Here is a 16,427-nt window from a genome sequence, read left to right as displayed (position 1 = left end):
GTAATAGTTCGGTCGTTTTCATAGAGTAAAAAAGCGAATATTCACCAATCACAGCATTTAAGAACTTAGAAATGGTATTCTGTTAAAATATTCTTACGCTTAATGCCTCACTTTTGTATAACTGTCAAAGCAATTTTTTATCAATCGCCAACTCTGCCTCGACCTATCGACACCAATTCATCAGAGTCAATGTAAAACAAAGAGGTTATCCCAACGAATAACCTCTTCTCTCTAAAACCAAAAAACTACCTGCGCTTATTATTTAATATCTTTTCAGATACAAAACAGCCGGTTTGAACGAAAGTTTTAATTACCTTTCAGCTATAAATCTACTACTTTTTCAACACCTAACAATAAAAAAGTATAAAAATGTTAAAACTAACTTTTTTGTTATTTTTGCATGTGTAATTTACAAACGTCACTATGATTATTAACCAAGAATCCCAATTTATTGATGCGCTAAACCAAGAAATAAAAACCGTAGTGTTACAAAACCGCAAGCATACACAGGTAACGGTAACCAACTACGGAGGCATCATCATGAGTATTAAAACACCTGACCGTCGGGGTAATTTTGCTGAAATAGTGCTGGGTTTTGACGATGTTCAGGACTACCTGAATGAATCCTACCAGGCTAACTGTCCTTATTTTGGGGCAGCTATTGGCCGCTATGCCAATCGTATTAAAAACGGAACCTTCAGCATTGATGACCAAACATATCAGCTAAGTTGCAATAACGGACCCAATGCCTTGCATGGAGGTCCCAAGGGCTTCCACCAAAAAATTTGGAAAATGGAAACTTTTAAAGAGCCCAAACGAACAGGTGTGATACTTACACTCACATCGGAAGATATGGAAGAGGGCTATCCGGGGCAACTTCATGTGAAGATGACCTACACCCTTACTTTTGATAATGAATTGGTTATTGATTACGAAGCAGTCACTGACAAACCTACTATAGTTAACCTAAGTAATCACAGTTATTTTAACCTGTCGAGCATGCAGCACAATGTATTGGATCATCAGATGGTACTCTATGCTGATAAGTTTACGCCCAAAGATGAAAACGACATACCAACAGGTGAGATCTTATCGGTGCATGACTCCCCCATGGATTTTCTTTTACCACAGAAAATAGGCGAGCGCATTGCCGATGTAGATGGCAAAGGCTATGATCATAACTATGTTATTAACGGTGTTGAGGGCGACCTAAATATGGGAGCCCGCCTGGTAGATGCCAGCACCGGCCGTTTTCTTGAGTTTTACACTACCGAACCCGGTTTCCAGCTTTATACAGGGAACTTTTTGGACGGCAGCTTTCAGCGCGATGGAATTAAGTTCAACGAAAACTACGGTATCTGTTTCGAAGCTCAAAAATTCCCCAACTCCCCTAACGAACCGGCATTTCCGAGTGCGATACTCAGACCGGGTGAAACCTACCGGCAAACCACCGTTTACAAATTTGGTCTGGCAGAATAAAAGTACAAAGAGCGTTACCCAAAAAGTAACGCTCTTAATATTTATTAGATTTAACTTATTAACAAATGAATTGGCCACTAACGATACCGCACAGTGGTTTGCTCATTAATCCACGATCCCACTGTATACTGATCACCCTCCTGTATGCCATGAAAAAATCCAGTCTCCTTGTCAGGAAGATATTGCGAGTACAAATTAATCTGCTTCTGTGCCTCCTCAGTACATTCCGGATCAATGGCCATAGCTTTTTTAAAGCGATCTAAGGCTACCCAATACACCGTCTGATGCTCGAAATCACTATCGCCATAGTGCTCACTTTCCTGGGCATATATATTACCAATTAGAATATGTGGCTTTCCCCAGTCTGTTTTTTTCTCCAAAGCATTCTGTGCATAAGTGCGGGCGTCACGACTATTCTTAAAATGCGAGAAGGTAACCACAGCCAATTCATAGAAGCATTTGGCTTGTAAATCCTCATCATCGGCCTGACTAATGGTTTTTAAATAGTAGTCCTTTGCTTTATCAAACTTATTCTGACGGATAAAATATTTGGCCAACAGATAGGAAGCCTTGGCGCTGGGCACTAACTGATAGTTTCGCTCTGCCGCCCGGGCGTACAAATCACCTCCGTCACAGTTAAGGGCCGCAAGTAAATTAAGCATGCGCTCCAATCCTGCTGCATTATCCTTCACTAGCTCATAATTCTCAGCCAATGCCAGCTGAATGGTTGAACAATCACTAAAACCACTTTGGGCAAGAATCTGCGTGCAGGCATCGCTGGCCTTATTAAGCATTTCAATCGCTTTATCATTCTTCTGTCTTGCTATGTGCGCCGCTAACACAGCGTCCACATCCAAATATACACTTAACAACTCATCCTCGGCAAGCTCTCCCTGATCAACAAGCACATTCACAGCCTGCAACCAATTAACTGCCACCATGGCTTCCGTATCATTTCCCAGTTGATTAAAAGATGCTTTGAAACACGCAACAGCCTGTTTTAAAGACTCTATCTCGTCACGCCTGTATGTAACAATATCTATACCTTTGCGTCCCTGCACCCAACCTTTGGGATACTTAGGGTGTGACCCAAAATACTGCATACGCTGATCGTATATCATCAGCAAGGTATCCACCAAAGCTTCTTTTACCAAGGCATCCTTTTCCTTTTTTATATAATGCTTATAAATATCAATACCATCGCTATAAAGACGAATGGTAACATCAGGACACTCATTAAACATGGTACGCCAGGCACCAATGGAATAATCATACATTTTTTTCTTGAGGGCCTCTTTATACAGGGAATAGTTTTTTAAACACTCAACGCTATCCATTTGCATGGAGGCTTGGGCATGTGTACTCGCCCATGGTGTAATTACAAACACCACAAGTAAAAGGCTTAGAATTTGTCGCTTCATGGTCATTAGTTTTTAAATAACGAGCATACTACAACAACCTTCAGGCCAACCACACCTAAACTCTGTTTATTAATCACTTATATTCATAAATAAATTAACAATATGTACGCATTGATACACCAGGTGGGCGAAAACGAACACGTTATAGATTTTTGCACTATATTCGTTGCCGAAAATATTGAATCATGATGAAGAGTATAATTGACTTCTTTGAAGATAGTGTTGCCAAGCATCCGGATAACGCCCTTATTTGGGAGAAAACCAACACCCAATATAAATCCTATTCGTATCAACAAATTCAGACTCAGGTACACCAATTTGCCAATGGGTTACTGGCTTTGGGTATTAAAGAAAAAGATCGGGTTGCACTCCTCTCGGAAGGCCGACGCCTATGGCTTGTAAGCGAGTTGGCTATATTATACCTGGGGGCCATCAATGTACCGCTATCCACCAAGCTGGAAGCTGATAGTGATCTGATATTTCGCCTTAACCACTCCCAAGCTGAGACCATCATTGTTTCGAGAAATCAACTGAACAAGATACGCCAGGTCGGAAATGAGCTAACAAGCCTAAAGCGAATAATCGTTTTGGATGACATTGAAGATCTTAAGGAGGCTGAAATTGCAATAAACGATTTCCTGAAGCTTGGAAAAGAATATACTGCGCAACACCCAGCGGCTCTCAGTCAAAAAATGCAAGCTGTAAAACCCGAAACACACGCAAACATCTGCTACACATCGGGTACTACAGCAGATCCTAAGGGAATCATCCTTTCGCACCGTAACTACACCGCTAATGTAGAACAGGCCTTTAGCTATATTAATGTGCCACAACATTATAAAACACTGGTCATCCTCCCCTGGGATCATGCCTTTGCACACACTGCAGCATTGTATTCCTTTATGCATAAAGGTGCCTCCATCGCCTGTGTACAAAACGGTCGCAACCAACACGAAACACTCAAGAACTTCGTTACCAATATGCAGGAAATTAAACCTGAAATATTAATGAGCGTACCAGCCTTGGCAAAAAATTTTAAGAAGAACATAGAAAAAGGCATCGAGGGCAAAGGGGCGCTTGCAAACAAGCTTTTCCGCTCGGGTCTTCACTTTGCCTACTGGTATAATGGCAATGGTGATGATGCCGGCAAGGGGCTTAAGAAATTAAGCTATCCCCTCTACGCCTTCTATAAAAAGCTTATCTTCGGCAAGATAAAAGAACGCTTTGGCGGTCAACTGCAATATTTTATTGGCGGTGGCGCTCTCCTCGACATTGATTTGCAACGCTTCTTCTATGCCATCGGTATTCCAATGTATCAGGGCTATGGACTCAGCGAGGCCTCTCCCATCATTTCGGCTAATACACCCAAATTTCACAAGTTGGGATCCTCAGGAAAAGTGGTAAACAATCTGGAAATTAAAATATGTGATGATGAGGGCAAAACACTAGCAACGGGACAGAAAGGTGAAATTGTAATCCGTGGTGAAAATGTAATGCAGGGCTACTGGCGCAATGAAGAAGCGACACAAGACACCATCAAAGAAGGCTGGCTCTATACCGGCGATCTGGGCTATCTGGATGCAAATAATTATTTGTATGTATTGGGTCGTTTTAAAAGCTTGCTGATAGGTGCCGATGGTGAGAAATACAGCCCAGAAGGAATTGAAGAGGCCATTATTGACCACTGTGAATATATTGATCAGTTTATTCTGCATAACAATCAGAATCCTTTTACCAGCGGTTTGATTGTACCCAACAAAGAGAAAATCAATGCCTGGCTGAAGCAAAACAGTCAGTCAAAAGATTCGGATGAGGCACTGGCCAATGTTCTTCAAATCATACAGGAAGAACTAAATACTTTAAAAGAAGAGGCGCATTTTAACTTTCCGGCACGCTGGCTACCCAGCACATTGGTAATATTAAAAGAGAGCTTTACCGAACAAAATAAGTTGCTCAACAGCACAATGAAGGTTGTACGTCCAAAAGTAGAAGCTCATTTTTCTGAGGAGATTGACTATCTTTACAGCCCGAAAGCCAAAAACTTTTTATCAGAGACTAACGCTCATAACTTAAGAACTTTTTTGAATAATAATGAATAAAAATATTTCGTTTGAAGTCTGTATCGACTCGGTTCAGTCTGCTCTAAATGCGCAAACCGCGGGCGCCCAGCGTGTTGAACTATGCGATAATCTTTTTGAAGGTGGCACTACGCCGAGTGCCGGCATGATAAAGTTAGTAAAGGAAAAAGCTAAGACGCTAAAGGTATTTGTAATCATTCGACCACGGGGTGGCGATTTTGTCTATAATGAAGATGAGATGTCGGTAATGCTGGCCGACATTGCTATGGCACGGCAGCTGGGTGCTGACGGCATCGTATCGGGCTGCCTACTGGCCAATGGCGACATTGATACAAAGAATACCAAGCGCTTAATTGAAGCATCGGGCAACCTTCCATTTACATTCCATCGGGCCTTTGATATGTGCAGGGAACCAATGGAAGCCCTGGAGCAACTCATAGACCTGGGTGTAACGCGCATTCTTACCTCCGGTCTGGAGCAAACAGCTGAAGTAGGCATTGATAACCTAAAGAAAATTATCAAACAAGCCGCCGAGCGAATTCAAATTCTCGTTGGTTCCGGCGTTAACCCCAATAATATTGCACGCATAGCCAAAGAAACAGAGGCTCGGGAATTTCACTTCTCGGCACGCAAAGAAAGCGCCTCACCCATGCTCTTTAAAAACGAACGGATCAATATGGGAGGTATCGATGGCATTGCAGAGTTTAGTCGCTTTTATTCCGACACGGCTACTATCGAAGCAAATATTCGTGCCGTTTCAGAAATTTAAGTGTAATAAATTGAAAGGTTAGCTCATTAAAATAGTCAGGTGATAAAGTTTTTCCTCTCAAACGCCATCTTTCTGATAACTTTGAAACAAATAGATTTTTGTAATCGTAAAGTTTTTTACATTTTTACATCCTAAATTAAAGCACATTCGAATGCCATTGTCATTAAGATATTTTATTGTTATTATTATTCTCCTCGCAATGCTTGTTCCCGAGTCCGGAGCTCAACGTAGAAGAAAGCCGAGAATATGGGAAGGATTCAGTGTTACAGGGCGTCTTGGAGCCAACCACTTCTATGGCGATTTTGTAGACAATGGACGGACAAATATGACCGGAGGAGTAACCGCCGAAAAAGAGCTCACCACCTTTTTAGCTGCGAGAGCAAGCCTGATGGGCGGCAAAATGAGTGGCACGCAGTTTGCCAGCGATGATACGGAAAACGCCTGGTTTGATAATTTCTATGGCGAATTTAATGTGGGAGCAACGTTTAAACCTTTAAATGTACTCTTAGGCTACTTTAAACAACGAACATTCAACCCATATGTAATTGGACAAGTAGGTCTGATATATTACAATGCAACGAAATACTGGGGCGTTTATGGACAAAGCTTCACACCTCCGTTTGAATATGGATCGGTATGGAATGAAAGTAGCGGCATCACGCCCTCCTTCTCTGGTGGCCTCGGATTATCGCTCTGGATAAACTCCCAATGGAGCGTCAATGTAGAAGCAGTAGGAACTGTGCCCTTTACAGATGAACTAGATGGCCATAAAGAATACGAAGTACCGGGGGGGGGTATTATTCAAACTGAGTCCAACGACTTCTACTATACCACTTCCGTGGGTTTAACCTTCCTAATTAATGACAGCCGCTGGAAGAACGAGCCAAAGTACAACAGAAAAGCATACATGAAAACGCGATCGCACTACAGAAGTTCATCCAAACGTAACCTAAAATCGATCAATAAAAAGCGAAGAAAGAGACGATAAAATATCTATACGATACACCCAAAGAGTTGCATTTGCAACTCTTTTTTTGTCTATTTAAACATTTAAATAAACAATGCCAATGGAGTTTAAGATAATATCGGATTTTGCACCTACCGGTGATCAACCACAGGCGATTGAGCAGCTGACCCAAGGTCTTGTAAATAGCAGCAAACATCAGTCGTTATTGGGTGTTACCGGCTCAGGCAAAACATTTACCATTGCCAATGTAATTGAACAGGTACAACGCCCCACACTGATCCTTTCGCACAATAAAACCCTGGCAGCCCAACTGTATGGTGAGTTCAAGCAATTTTTTCCTAACAATGCAGTTGAATATTTTGTATCGTACTACGATTACTATCAGCCCGAGGCCTACCTGCCCGTTACCGATACCTATATCGAGAAAGACCTTTCCATCAATGATGAAATAGAAAAATTAAGGCTAAGTGCTACCTCCGCCCTTTTGTCGGGTCGACGCGATGTTATTGTTGTATCCTCTGTTTCTTGCCTATACGGCATCGGTAATCCCGACGATTTTCATGCCGGTGTGATAAGCATTTCCCAGAACATGACACTGGCACGTAACGCTTTCTTACGACAGCTTGTTGACAGCTTGTATTCGCGCAACGAAGTAATGTTCGAAAGGGGACATTTCAGGGTTAAAGGCGATACGGTTGAGATATTTCTAGCCTACGCTGACCATGCCTGCCGCATCATCTTCTGGGGCGATGAAGTGGAAGCCATCGAGCTATTTCATCCTGAGAATGGCAAGCGTATTGAATCATTGGAGCAGATCACCATCTATCCTGCTAATATATTCATCACGTCCAAAGAACGCACACAGGAAGCTATACGCGCCATACAGGACGATTTAACAGCACATCTGGCCTTTTTGAAAGAACAAGGCAAAACACAGGAGGCCAAGAGACTAGACGAGCGTGTTAACTATGACCTTGAAATGATACGCGAGTTAGGCTATTGTCCCGGCATCGAAAACTATTCCCGTTACTTTGATGGCCGCGAGGAAGGAACACGCCCCTTCTGCCTATTGGACTATTTCCCGGATGATTATTTGATCGTTATCGATGAAAGCCACGTAACCATACCACAGATTAGGGCCATGTACGGAGGTGACAAATCACGCAAGCAAAACCTGGTTGAATATGGCTTTCGACTACCTGCTGCTATGGATAACCGCCCCCTTAAATTTGAGGAATTTGAAGCACTCATTAATCAAATAATTTATGTGAGTGCCACACCGGCCGATTATGAACTGGAGAAATCCGAAGGCATCATTGTGGAGCAGCTGATACGTCCCACCGGCCTGCTGGATCCGGTAATTGATGTACGCCCCAGCCAAAATCAGATTGATGACCTTATCAATGAAATCAGTGATCGCATTGATCGAAATGAACGCACACTGGTAACCACGCTCACCAAGCGCATGGCTGAGGAACTCACCAAATACCTGAGCCGCATGTCCATCAAATGCGAATACATACACTCCGATGTGGATACGCTGGAACGCGTTAAAATAATGGAAAACCTACGTCTGGGAACCTTCGATGTGCTTATCGGGGTTAACCTGCTCAGAGAAGGACTGGATTTGCCCGAAGTATCTTTGGTAGCCATCCTGGATGCTGACAAAGAAGGTTTTTTGCGGTCAGAACGCTCATTAACCCAAACCGCCGGACGCGCCGCTCGTAACCTTAATGGCCGTGTAATCATGTATGCCGATACCATCACAAAAAGTATGCAGGCAACTATTGACGCCACGCTTTACAGACGCGAAAAACAGCTCAAATACAACGAACGGAACAACATCACGCCAACGCAAATCAATAAACAGCGAACGACCATTATTGAAGCCTCATCCAATGCAAAAGCTTATATTGGACCCGATAACAAAGATATAGCTGCTGATCCTGTGGTGGAATACATGACAGGCGATGCCTTGAAAAAAGCCATTGAAAAAACCCGCAAAGAGATGCAGAAAGCTGCTAAGGAGCTTGACTTTATAACAGCGGCACAGTACCGCGACGAAATCAAAAGACTAGAAGGACTATTAAATGAAAAAGCCTCGAAATAATTTGAGGCTTTTTTAGAAATATCATGCTTAATTATTATCCTAAATAAGATTTCAGCAATTTACTGCGTGAGGTATGACGCAGACGACGAATTGCCTTTTCCTTGATCTGACGCACACGCTCACGTGTTAATCCAAAGCGTTCACCTATTTCTTCCAGCGTCATCTCCTGACACCCGATACCAAAGAAAAGCTTTATAATATCACTTTCGCGCTCAGTAAGGGTAGCCAGGGCACGCTCAATCTCGCGAGCCAATGACTCATTGATCAAAGTTTTGTCAGCATTGGGAGAATCACCATTAACCAACACATCAAGAAGGCTATTATCCTCACCTTCAACAAAGGGTGCGTCTACAGAAATATGTCTTCCCGACACACGCATCGTATCGGCTACCTTCTCCGCTGGTATCTCCAACTTATCGGCTAGCTCTTCCGGTGAAGGCTTGCGCTCATTCTCCTGCTCGAACTTGGAATAGGCCTTGTTAATTTTATTAAGCGATCCTACCTGATTCAAAGGCAAACGCACAATACGAGACTGTTCAGCTAAAGCTTGCAAAATCGACTGTCGGATCCACCAAACCGCGTAAGAAATAAACTTAAAGCCCCGTGTTTCATCGAACTTTTCGGCAGCCTTAATCAATCCCAGATTACCTTCATTAATTAAATCCGGAAGGCTCAATCCCTGATTTTGGTACTGTTTTGCAACAGAAACGACAAATCGAAGGTTGGCCCTTGTCAGCTTTTCCAAAGCGATTTGATCACCTTTTTTAATGCGTTGCGCTAACTCAACCTCTTCTTCCACAGAAATCAGTTCTTCACGACCAATTTCCTGCAGATATTTATCCAAAGATGCGCTTTCGCGGTTAGTAATCGACTTTGTTATCTTGAGTTGTCTCATATCCTTATCAAAAAATCAGGCACAAAAGTACTATATTTTCCTTGATTTTCCAAGCTTTCGCGCCATTTAGCTGGAAAACATTTTAATCATTCAAATTTACAGCATAGTATACGACACGACCATTTGGATAAATACCTGTTAGGAACATGCCATCTTTTACCCCGGCAACTACTGCCTTAAAATCAGCCACCGTTTTTATGGGTGTATCGTTGACTTTGGTAATAATGTATCCTTCCTTAACCCCACTTTTACGTAAACTACCATTGCCAACATCAACAACTTTTATGCCATAACGCACTCCCAATCGTCTTAAATCACTTGTCGAAACTTCTTCAAGACTTGCCCCCAATGTCTCATCAAATTTATTGGCCTTGATAATACCTGTGGTTCCACGAATATTACGCAGCGTAACTTCATAGTCTTTCTGTTTACCACCGCGCAGCACCATTACATTCACTTTTTCTCCGGGGCGATGCATACTTACTTTCTCCTGTAGCTCGGGCACCGAGTTTACTGTTTCACCATTGACCGACAGAATGATATCTCCGGCACGCATGCCCGCTTCTTCGGCTCCACCATTGGGTGCAACGCTGCCAATAAATACACCCTCCATATTATCAATCGTTACCCCTAACTCATCGGCCAACTCATCAGTGACATTACTCATTTCAATAATGCTGACTCCAAGTAAACCACGCTGTACCTCACCAAATTCCATTAGATCACCCACCACCTTTTTAGCAATAGTGACCGGTACAGCAAATGAGTAACCGGTAAAAGAACCCGTGCGAGAAGCAATGGCAGTATTGATACCTACAAGTTCACCCCGCTGATTAACGAGAGCACCACCACTGTTACCAGGATTCACAGCCGCATCCGTTTGAATAAAAGACTCTACCCCCAACGTTTGGTTACGATTGGCTATAATATTAATGCTTCGTGCCTTAGCGCTAACAATACCGGCCGTTACGGTTGAAGTGAGGTTGAAGGGGTTACCTACAGCCAACACCCACTCTCCAACTTTTAAGTCACTGGAGCTACCATAAGGTACAAAAGGCAGGTCATCGTCCGCCTCAATCTTAATAAGCGCTATATCCGAGGTAGGATCGGCTCCCACAAGCGTAGCGGCAAAGGTGCGTTTATCATTGAGCGTAACCTCAATCTCGTCCGCCTTATCAATCACATGGTTATTGGTGACAATGTATCCATCTTTCGTCAGAATCACACCCGAACCGGCTCCCAGCACAGGCTGAGGCTCCTGGCGATAACCACTGCCGGGACCAAAGAAAAACTCATAAAAAGGATTGCCTGAGTAATAATCATTACCCCTACTACGTGTTTTAACATGCACTACAGCATGTACTGTACGCTCAGCTGCGAGAGTAAGGTCGGGTAATGCCCCACTGGCATTGGTTGATGTAAAATGACCAACGGCCGGCACCTCTTCTTTAATGGTTATTACCTTTGGCTCGCTTTTGGTGATATGCGAGTAAACATAAACGCCAGTAACAGCACTTATCACTGCAATGGCAAATGTGTAAAAGACGTTTCTTGCTTTCATATTTATACTTTTAAAAAGTTATTGTTAGGTTAATCAATCAAGGGCGGATAATGGAAAGTCGCCCATTCTGATTTATTTTAACATTTTTTATATCGCGACAATTCAATATATAAAATCATGAGCTTCAAAATTCATTCCTAGCCCTCACTTTAACCAGACCTTAACGTTTTTTTGCCAATTATTAAGGAAATTCTGTCATATCAGCATACATTTGTAATGTAAACAAGACGATTTGTCGTTTTGTTTAAGTCAATTGCTTACGTGGTGTACGGAAATCTATCGAGGGCATTGAACCCTCATGATTAGGGCGTTTATCATGTTTGTAATCGATGAATAATAACAGAAATGAACCATCATATGAAAACAATTGAATTCTTTAAATACCAGGGCACAGGAAACGACTTTGTTATCATCGATAACAGGAATGGCGAATTTAATGGCGATGACACCACATTGGTTAGCCACCTTTGCGACCGCCGCTTTGGCATTGGTGGCGATGGACTGATGCTTCTTGAGGATCACCCTGAGCTCTCCTTCACCATGCGCTATTTTAACAGCGACGGACGAGAAGCTTCGATGTGTGGCAACGGAGGACGGTGTATTGCTGCTTTTGCCGTTCACAAGGGGTTAATCGCTGACGTCGATAACTTTGCATTTATGGCTGTTGACGGCAAACATCACGCTGCCTACAAAGACGGTATCATTACCCTTAAAATGATTGATGTACCCAACTTTTTACAAGGCGATAATTCCTATTTTCTAAACACCGGATCGCCCCACCATGTAACTTTTGTTGATACGGTGAGTGATTGTGACGTAGTAGCAGAAGGTAGAAAAATACGCAATTCGGTGGAATACGCCCCGGATGGTTGCAATGTTAACTTTGTGGCGCTAAAAGGCGGTAATCAACTGGAGGTAAGAACCTATGAAAGAGGCGTTGAAGATGAAACGCTGGCCTGCGGAACAGGCGTAGTAGCCAGTGCGCTGGCAGCACACCTGAGGCGTCCGCAACATACAGATTTTGATATTAAGGTGATGGGCGGTCAGCTAAGAGTGCATTTCACACCAACCGATAAAGGCTTCAGGGATATTTGGCTAGAAGGACCTGCTACCTTAGTATTTAAGGGCAGTATTGAAGTTTAAAAATGAGCATCTTACACCAATTACTTCCTGATCATCATAAAAGTATCGCCCTTTGAATAACAAATAGCAACAAAAAAAGAGCTCCTGGGAGCTCTTTTTTTATCTATCGATCTTTTATTTAGACGTCAATATTGGCATAGGTAGCGTTTTGTTCGATAAACTCACGTCGCGGTGGTACATCATCGCCCATCAGCATAGAGAATACACGATCGGCCTCTGTGGCACTCTCAATGGTAACCTGACGTAAAGTACGCTGCTCGGGGTTCATGGTTGTTTCCCACAGCTGCTCAGCATTCATCTCACCAAGACCTTTGTAACGCTGAATATGAAGGGAACTCTCCTTACCAGCTCCCCATTCTTCCACCAGGCGCTGACGTTGATCTTCGCTCCAGCAATAGGTCTGACGCTGCCCCTTCTTGATTAAATACAATGGTGGCGTTGCAATGTAAAGATAACCATTCTCGATCAAGGACTTCATGTATCTAAAGAAAAAGGTCATAATCAAAGTGGCAATGTGACTACCATCCACGTCGGCATCACACATGATCACAATTTTATGGTAACGCAACTTCTCAACATTTAAGGCCTTACTGTCCTCTTCCGTACCGATGGTTACGCCCAGGGCTGTGAAGATGTTTTTAATCTCATCACTTTCAAAAACCTTATGTTGCAAGGCTTTTTCCACATTAAGAATCTTACCACGCAATGGCAGAATGGCCTGAAACTTACGGTCACGACCTTGTTTGGCCGTTCCACCTGCCGAGTCACCCTCGACCAGGAATACCTCGCAAGCCGCCGGATCTTTATCAGAACAGTCAGCCAGTTTACCCGGAAGACCACCGCCACTCAATACACTCTTACGCTGCACCAACTCACGTGCCTTGCGTGCTGCATGACGCGCCTGGGCCGCCAGAATTACTTTGTTAACAATATCTTTAGCATCTTTTGGATTCTCCTCCAAATAATTGGTTAACATAGTGCTTACTGCCTGATCAACCGAGAGGCTCACATCGCTGTTACCAAGCTTGGTCTTAGTCTGACCTTCAAACTGAGGCTCAGCCACTTTCACAGATATAACAGCCGTTAATCCCTCACGAAAATCATCACCATTGATATCGAATTTCAGCTTACTCAGCATCCCCGATTTTTCGGCAAATGACTTTAGTGTACGCGTTAGTCCACGACGAAAACCTGTGAGGTGCGTACCTCCTTCAATGGTGTTAATATTATTAACGTAAGAGTAAATATTCTCAGAGAATGAAGTATTGTAAAGAATGGCAATTTCAACAGGTATATCATTCTTCTCCGTGGAAATATGAATGGCTTTATCGATCAATTTCTCCCGCGACTCGTCGATAAACTCCACGAACTCCTCCAAACCACGCTCTGAATGGTATTCCTCGCTTTTAAACTGCTCTTCTTCATCCAACTCACGTTCATCAGTCAGGCGAATCTTAATACCTTTGTTTAGGAAGGCCAGTTCTCGCATTCTGTTAGCCAAAATAGAGAACTTATAGGAAGGGTTGGTAAAGATTGAAACATCAGGCTTAAAAGTCACCTTTGTTCCCGTAAGGTCAGTAGTCCCTACCTCGATAATATCCGTTACCGGCTTCCCAATCGAGTACTCCTGGGTATATATTTTACCGCCCCGATGCACCTCTGCTTTAAGCATGGTTGAAAGCGCGTTAACACAAGACACACCCACACCATGAAGACCACCGGACACCTTGTACGAGTCTTTATCGAATTTACCCCCGGCATGCAGCACAGTCATAACTACCTCCAATGCCGAGCGGCCTTCTTTTTCGTGAAAATCAGTAGGAATACCCCGCCCGTTATCGCTCACCGTGATGGAGTCATCCTCATGAATGGTTACCTCAATGGTGTCGCAATGTCCGGCAAGCGCCTCATCGATGGAGTTATCCACCACTTCATACACCAGGTGGTGCAATCCTTTTTCGCCAACATCACCAATATACATGGCCGGACGCTTACGAACCGCCTCCAGGCCTTCTAACACAGTAATACTGCTGGCGCTATATTCACCTTGTTTATTTACATTTTCATTTAACTGATCACTCATCTTTATTTCTTTTGAAAAGCGTAAAAAAACCGGCTTAACCGGTCGGAAAAATCCTTTCGTTCGAAAGACTCACAAATATAGCAAAAATCATCATCTTAAACGACTTTAAAACGATGATTTTTACGCATAAAAACCCTATTCAAAAGCCATCCTCTAAAGCACTTTAGAATGAGAAAATTATACCCGCGCGAGCATTAAATCCCTGCATAGGATAACCGTTCCACTGATAGTATTTTGCAGCCATCAGGTTATTAACTGCCACCCAGAATGACCACTGCTTGCTGAAAAAATATTCCGCCTCAACATTCACATCAACCACGCCCTTTAACTTTTTGCTTAAATCATCACGCGTAACATCGTAAGCCCAGCGCTCACCCATATAATGAATTCCGGCCAAGGCATGCAGATTCTCCATCACTTTGAAATTACCTTCGAGCGCAAGCTCAACTTCCGGCTTGTGCCATGCCTCCAACTGCTCATCGAGATGCCAACCATAATAGGCTCCACTAAGCGCAAAATTCATGCTTTCTTTGGGTCGATAAAGCAACTCTCCATGTACTTTAAGCAGTGAGCCATCGTCATACACCACATCAAATATATTCCCATAATCCTGCGCTGCATTCAAGCCTGGAGCTTCTTCGCGCGTACTAAAGGATCGATTCACCCAGAAATGCTCATCGTTAAACAAACCATACTCAAGACCTGCTGAGAAGGAGGTTGCAGCACTAAAGTTACCTTTAACACCGCCCACAAAATTGAGCCCATACACCGACGACTTTACATTAACATCAGCAGCCGCAAAATTATTTTCGTACATCATACTTGCGTAATCATTAATGCTGACGCGACCATTCATACCGGCATACACCGTGGCAATACCCTCTACAACGGTGAGCTCACCCAGCACATCAGGTGTTACATAAAACTTATCATCCTGCGTATCAATAACGCCAGCCAGCAACATACCTACCCTGAGCTTTGCCCGATCGAAATTAAAAGTAAGCGATGGCTGCACCCGCACCAATAGCTGAGAGCGATCGTCGAAAGTATAGCGTGGCCCCAGCGAATCGGGCACATTGGTTTTATAAGCCTCAATACCTGCATCAAGGCGCAAACCTATGTTATCAATGGGCTTATGCACCTGTCCGTTTAGCAATACGCCAAACTGATTTACGCCCGTAAGTGTGCCGAAAGATTCAATTCCTGCATTGGCATTATATCGCGTCTTTCGAACATCTGCTTCATTATTATACAGACCAACCGTGGCTTTAAATAAAGACAGACGCTGATCCTCTTCAGGCATATAATGCATGCCACCCACCAATTCTCCATTGGGCAAGACATAAGCCCCTTCGGGCGAAAGCGTCTGATAACCGTAGTATTGATATGCACGACGATCAAAATCCATGTTAACAAGCAGGGTTTTATCATCGAAAAAATGCTTGAAATCGAGCCCGGCAGACGTATTATGGTAAGGCGCATCCACTGTATTGTCATCCTCCAGGGTAATGTTGCCCAAGGAACTGATATGACCTACCTGCAGCCCTAGCACGTATTCCTCATTGGCCAGAATATTATATCCCAGCTCAGCCTCAAGGGTACTGTAATTACCCACACCCCCTTTCAGGTAGGTTTTGTGCAGATATTCTTTACGCGCCGTTTTTATCTTCGCCGCCTCAATGGGCGATGGCTGATAGTCAGTAGCCACCGAAGTGCTTAATATATGATAATTAAAACGTGGCTTCACCGTGCCCGAATCGCCCAATTGGGGCATATAACTAATTTTATAAGCATCGGACACAGTGGGCGTGTATTCTTTAACAACTTTTACATCCTGGCTAATCTCCTCCTGAGCCATTGTAACCAGGCAGTTACCTAGAAAGAGAAGCACAAAAAAACTATATATTACTCTCATTTGATA

Annotated in this window: 11 protein-coding genes; 6 read left to right on the top strand and 5 right to left on the bottom strand. The window is 43.3% G+C overall.

Features of this window, described 5'->3' with window-relative positions; translation table 11 throughout:
* The first annotated feature begins 423 nt into the window (after nucleotides 1-423).
* Entirely contained in the window at nucleotides 424-1,479 is a 1,056-nt protein-coding gene (locus ACRD7A_RS04840) for an aldose epimerase family protein (RefSeq protein ID WP_430810001.1), read from the top strand.
* 77 nt (nucleotides 1,480-1,556) lie between these two features.
* Here ACRD7A_RS04840 and ACRD7A_RS04835 read toward each other — a convergent pair whose 3' ends face one another.
* The gene (locus ACRD7A_RS04835) at nucleotides 1,557-2,900 is read right to left on the bottom strand and encodes a tetratricopeptide repeat protein (RefSeq protein WP_430810000.1); all 1,344 of its coding nucleotides are present in this window, start codon (nucleotides 2,898-2,900) and stop codon (nucleotides 1,557-1,559) included.
* 185 nt (nucleotides 2,901-3,085) lie between these two features.
* Between ACRD7A_RS04835 and ACRD7A_RS04830 the strand changes: the two genes are divergently transcribed.
* The 4 genes from ACRD7A_RS04830 to uvrB all read left to right on the top strand — a co-directional run bounded on the left by ACRD7A_RS04830 (nucleotide 3,086) and on the right by uvrB (nucleotide 8,824).
* A complete protein-coding gene (locus ACRD7A_RS04830; RefSeq protein ID WP_430809999.1) occupies nucleotides 3,086-4,999 on the top strand; it encodes an AMP-dependent synthetase/ligase in 1,914 nt (637 codons plus the stop codon).
* A complete protein-coding gene (locus tag ACRD7A_RS04825) occupies nucleotides 4,992-5,747 on the top strand; it encodes a copper homeostasis protein CutC (RefSeq protein WP_430809998.1) in 756 nt (251 codons plus the stop codon). Before ACRD7A_RS04830 ends, ACRD7A_RS04825 begins: the two co-directional genes overlap by 8 nt.
* A 325-nt stretch (nucleotides 5,748-6,072) precedes the next feature.
* Nucleotides 6,073-6,735 (top strand): hypothetical protein, encoded by a 663-nt coding sequence (locus ACRD7A_RS04820; protein WP_430809997.1) that lies wholly within the window; start codon nucleotides 6,073-6,075, stop codon nucleotides 6,733-6,735.
* Nucleotides 6,736-6,814: 79 nt separating this feature from the next.
* The gene (gene uvrB, locus ACRD7A_RS04815) at nucleotides 6,815-8,824 is read left to right on the top strand and encodes an excinuclease ABC subunit UvrB (protein WP_430809996.1); all 2,010 of its coding nucleotides are present in this window, start codon (nucleotides 6,815-6,817) and stop codon (nucleotides 8,822-8,824) included.
* 34 nt (nucleotides 8,825-8,858) lie between these two features.
* On the opposite strand, the gene ACRD7A_RS04810 is transcribed toward uvrB, so the two are convergent.
* Together ACRD7A_RS04810 and ACRD7A_RS04805 are read right to left on the bottom strand one after the other, a co-directional pair.
* Nucleotides 8,859-9,719 (bottom strand): sigma-70 family RNA polymerase sigma factor, encoded by an 861-nt coding sequence (locus tag ACRD7A_RS04810; RefSeq protein WP_430809995.1) that lies wholly within the window; start codon nucleotides 9,717-9,719, stop codon nucleotides 8,859-8,861.
* An 82-nt stretch (nucleotides 9,720-9,801) separates the two neighbouring features.
* On the bottom strand, nucleotides 9,802-11,280 hold the full coding sequence (locus tag ACRD7A_RS04805; RefSeq protein WP_430809994.1) for a Do family serine endopeptidase: 1,479 nt from the start codon (nucleotides 11,278-11,280) through the stop codon (nucleotides 9,802-9,804).
* Nucleotides 11,281-11,637: 357 nt separating this feature from the next.
* Here ACRD7A_RS04805 and dapF point away from each other — a divergent pair, with 357 nt between their 5' ends.
* Nucleotides 11,638-12,423 (top strand): diaminopimelate epimerase, encoded by a 786-nt coding sequence (dapF, locus tag ACRD7A_RS04800; protein ID WP_430809993.1) that lies wholly within the window; start codon nucleotides 11,638-11,640, stop codon nucleotides 12,421-12,423.
* Between the two features lie 118 nt (nucleotides 12,424-12,541).
* Here dapF and gyrB read toward each other — a convergent pair whose 3' ends face one another.
* Nucleotides 12,542-14,506, bottom strand: a complete 1,965-nt coding sequence (gene gyrB / locus ACRD7A_RS04795; RefSeq protein WP_430809992.1) for a DNA topoisomerase (ATP-hydrolyzing) subunit B — start codon at nucleotides 14,504-14,506, stop codon at nucleotides 12,542-12,544.
* Nucleotides 14,507-14,669: 163 nt separating this feature from the next.
* Entirely contained in the window at nucleotides 14,670-16,421 is a 1,752-nt protein-coding gene (locus ACRD7A_RS04790; protein WP_430809991.1) for a hypothetical protein, read from the bottom strand.
* Nucleotides 16,422-16,427: the final 6 nt, after the last annotated feature.

Source organism: Carboxylicivirga longa (assembly GCF_050589825.1).
In the GTDB taxonomy this organism is placed as follows: domain Bacteria; phylum Bacteroidota; class Bacteroidia; order Bacteroidales; family Marinilabiliaceae; genus Carboxylicivirga; species Carboxylicivirga longa.
Note: the sequence above shows the minus strand (reverse complement) of the source record. Positions and strands in the feature narration are given on the sequence as shown.

Coding starts and splice junctions, on each gene's coding strand:
- ACRD7A_RS04820 (WP_430809997.1), top strand. CDS start 6,073: ATGACCGGAGGAGTAACCGCCGAAAAAGAGCTCACCACCTTTTTAGCT.
- dapF (WP_430809993.1), top strand. CDS start 11,638: ATGAAAACAATTGAATTCTTTAAATACCAGGGCACAGGAAACGACTTT.
- ACRD7A_RS04830 (WP_430809999.1), top strand. CDS start 3,086: ATGATGAAGAGTATAATTGACTTCTTTGAAGATAGTGTTGCCAAGCAT.
- ACRD7A_RS04790 (WP_430809991.1), bottom strand. CDS start 16,421: ATGAGAGTAATATATAGTTTTTTTGTGCTTCTCTTTCTAGGTAACTGC.
- ACRD7A_RS04835 (WP_430810000.1), bottom strand. CDS start 2,900: ATGAAGCGACAAATTCTAAGCCTTTTACTTGTGGTGTTTGTAATTACA.
- ACRD7A_RS04825 (WP_430809998.1), top strand. CDS start 4,992: ATGAATAAAAATATTTCGTTTGAAGTCTGTATCGACTCGGTTCAGTCT.
- uvrB (WP_430809996.1), top strand. CDS start 6,815: ATGGAGTTTAAGATAATATCGGATTTTGCACCTACCGGTGATCAACCA.
- ACRD7A_RS04810 (WP_430809995.1), bottom strand. CDS start 9,719: ATGAGACAACTCAAGATAACAAAGTCGATTACTAACCGCGAAAGCGCA.
- ACRD7A_RS04840 (WP_430810001.1), top strand. CDS start 424: ATGATTATTAACCAAGAATCCCAATTTATTGATGCGCTAAACCAAGAA.
- gyrB (WP_430809992.1), bottom strand. CDS start 14,506: ATGAGTGATCAGTTAAATGAAAATGTAAATAAACAAGGTGAATATAGC.
- ACRD7A_RS04805 (WP_430809994.1), bottom strand. CDS start 11,280: ATGAAAGCAAGAAACGTCTTTTACACATTTGCCATTGCAGTGATAAGT.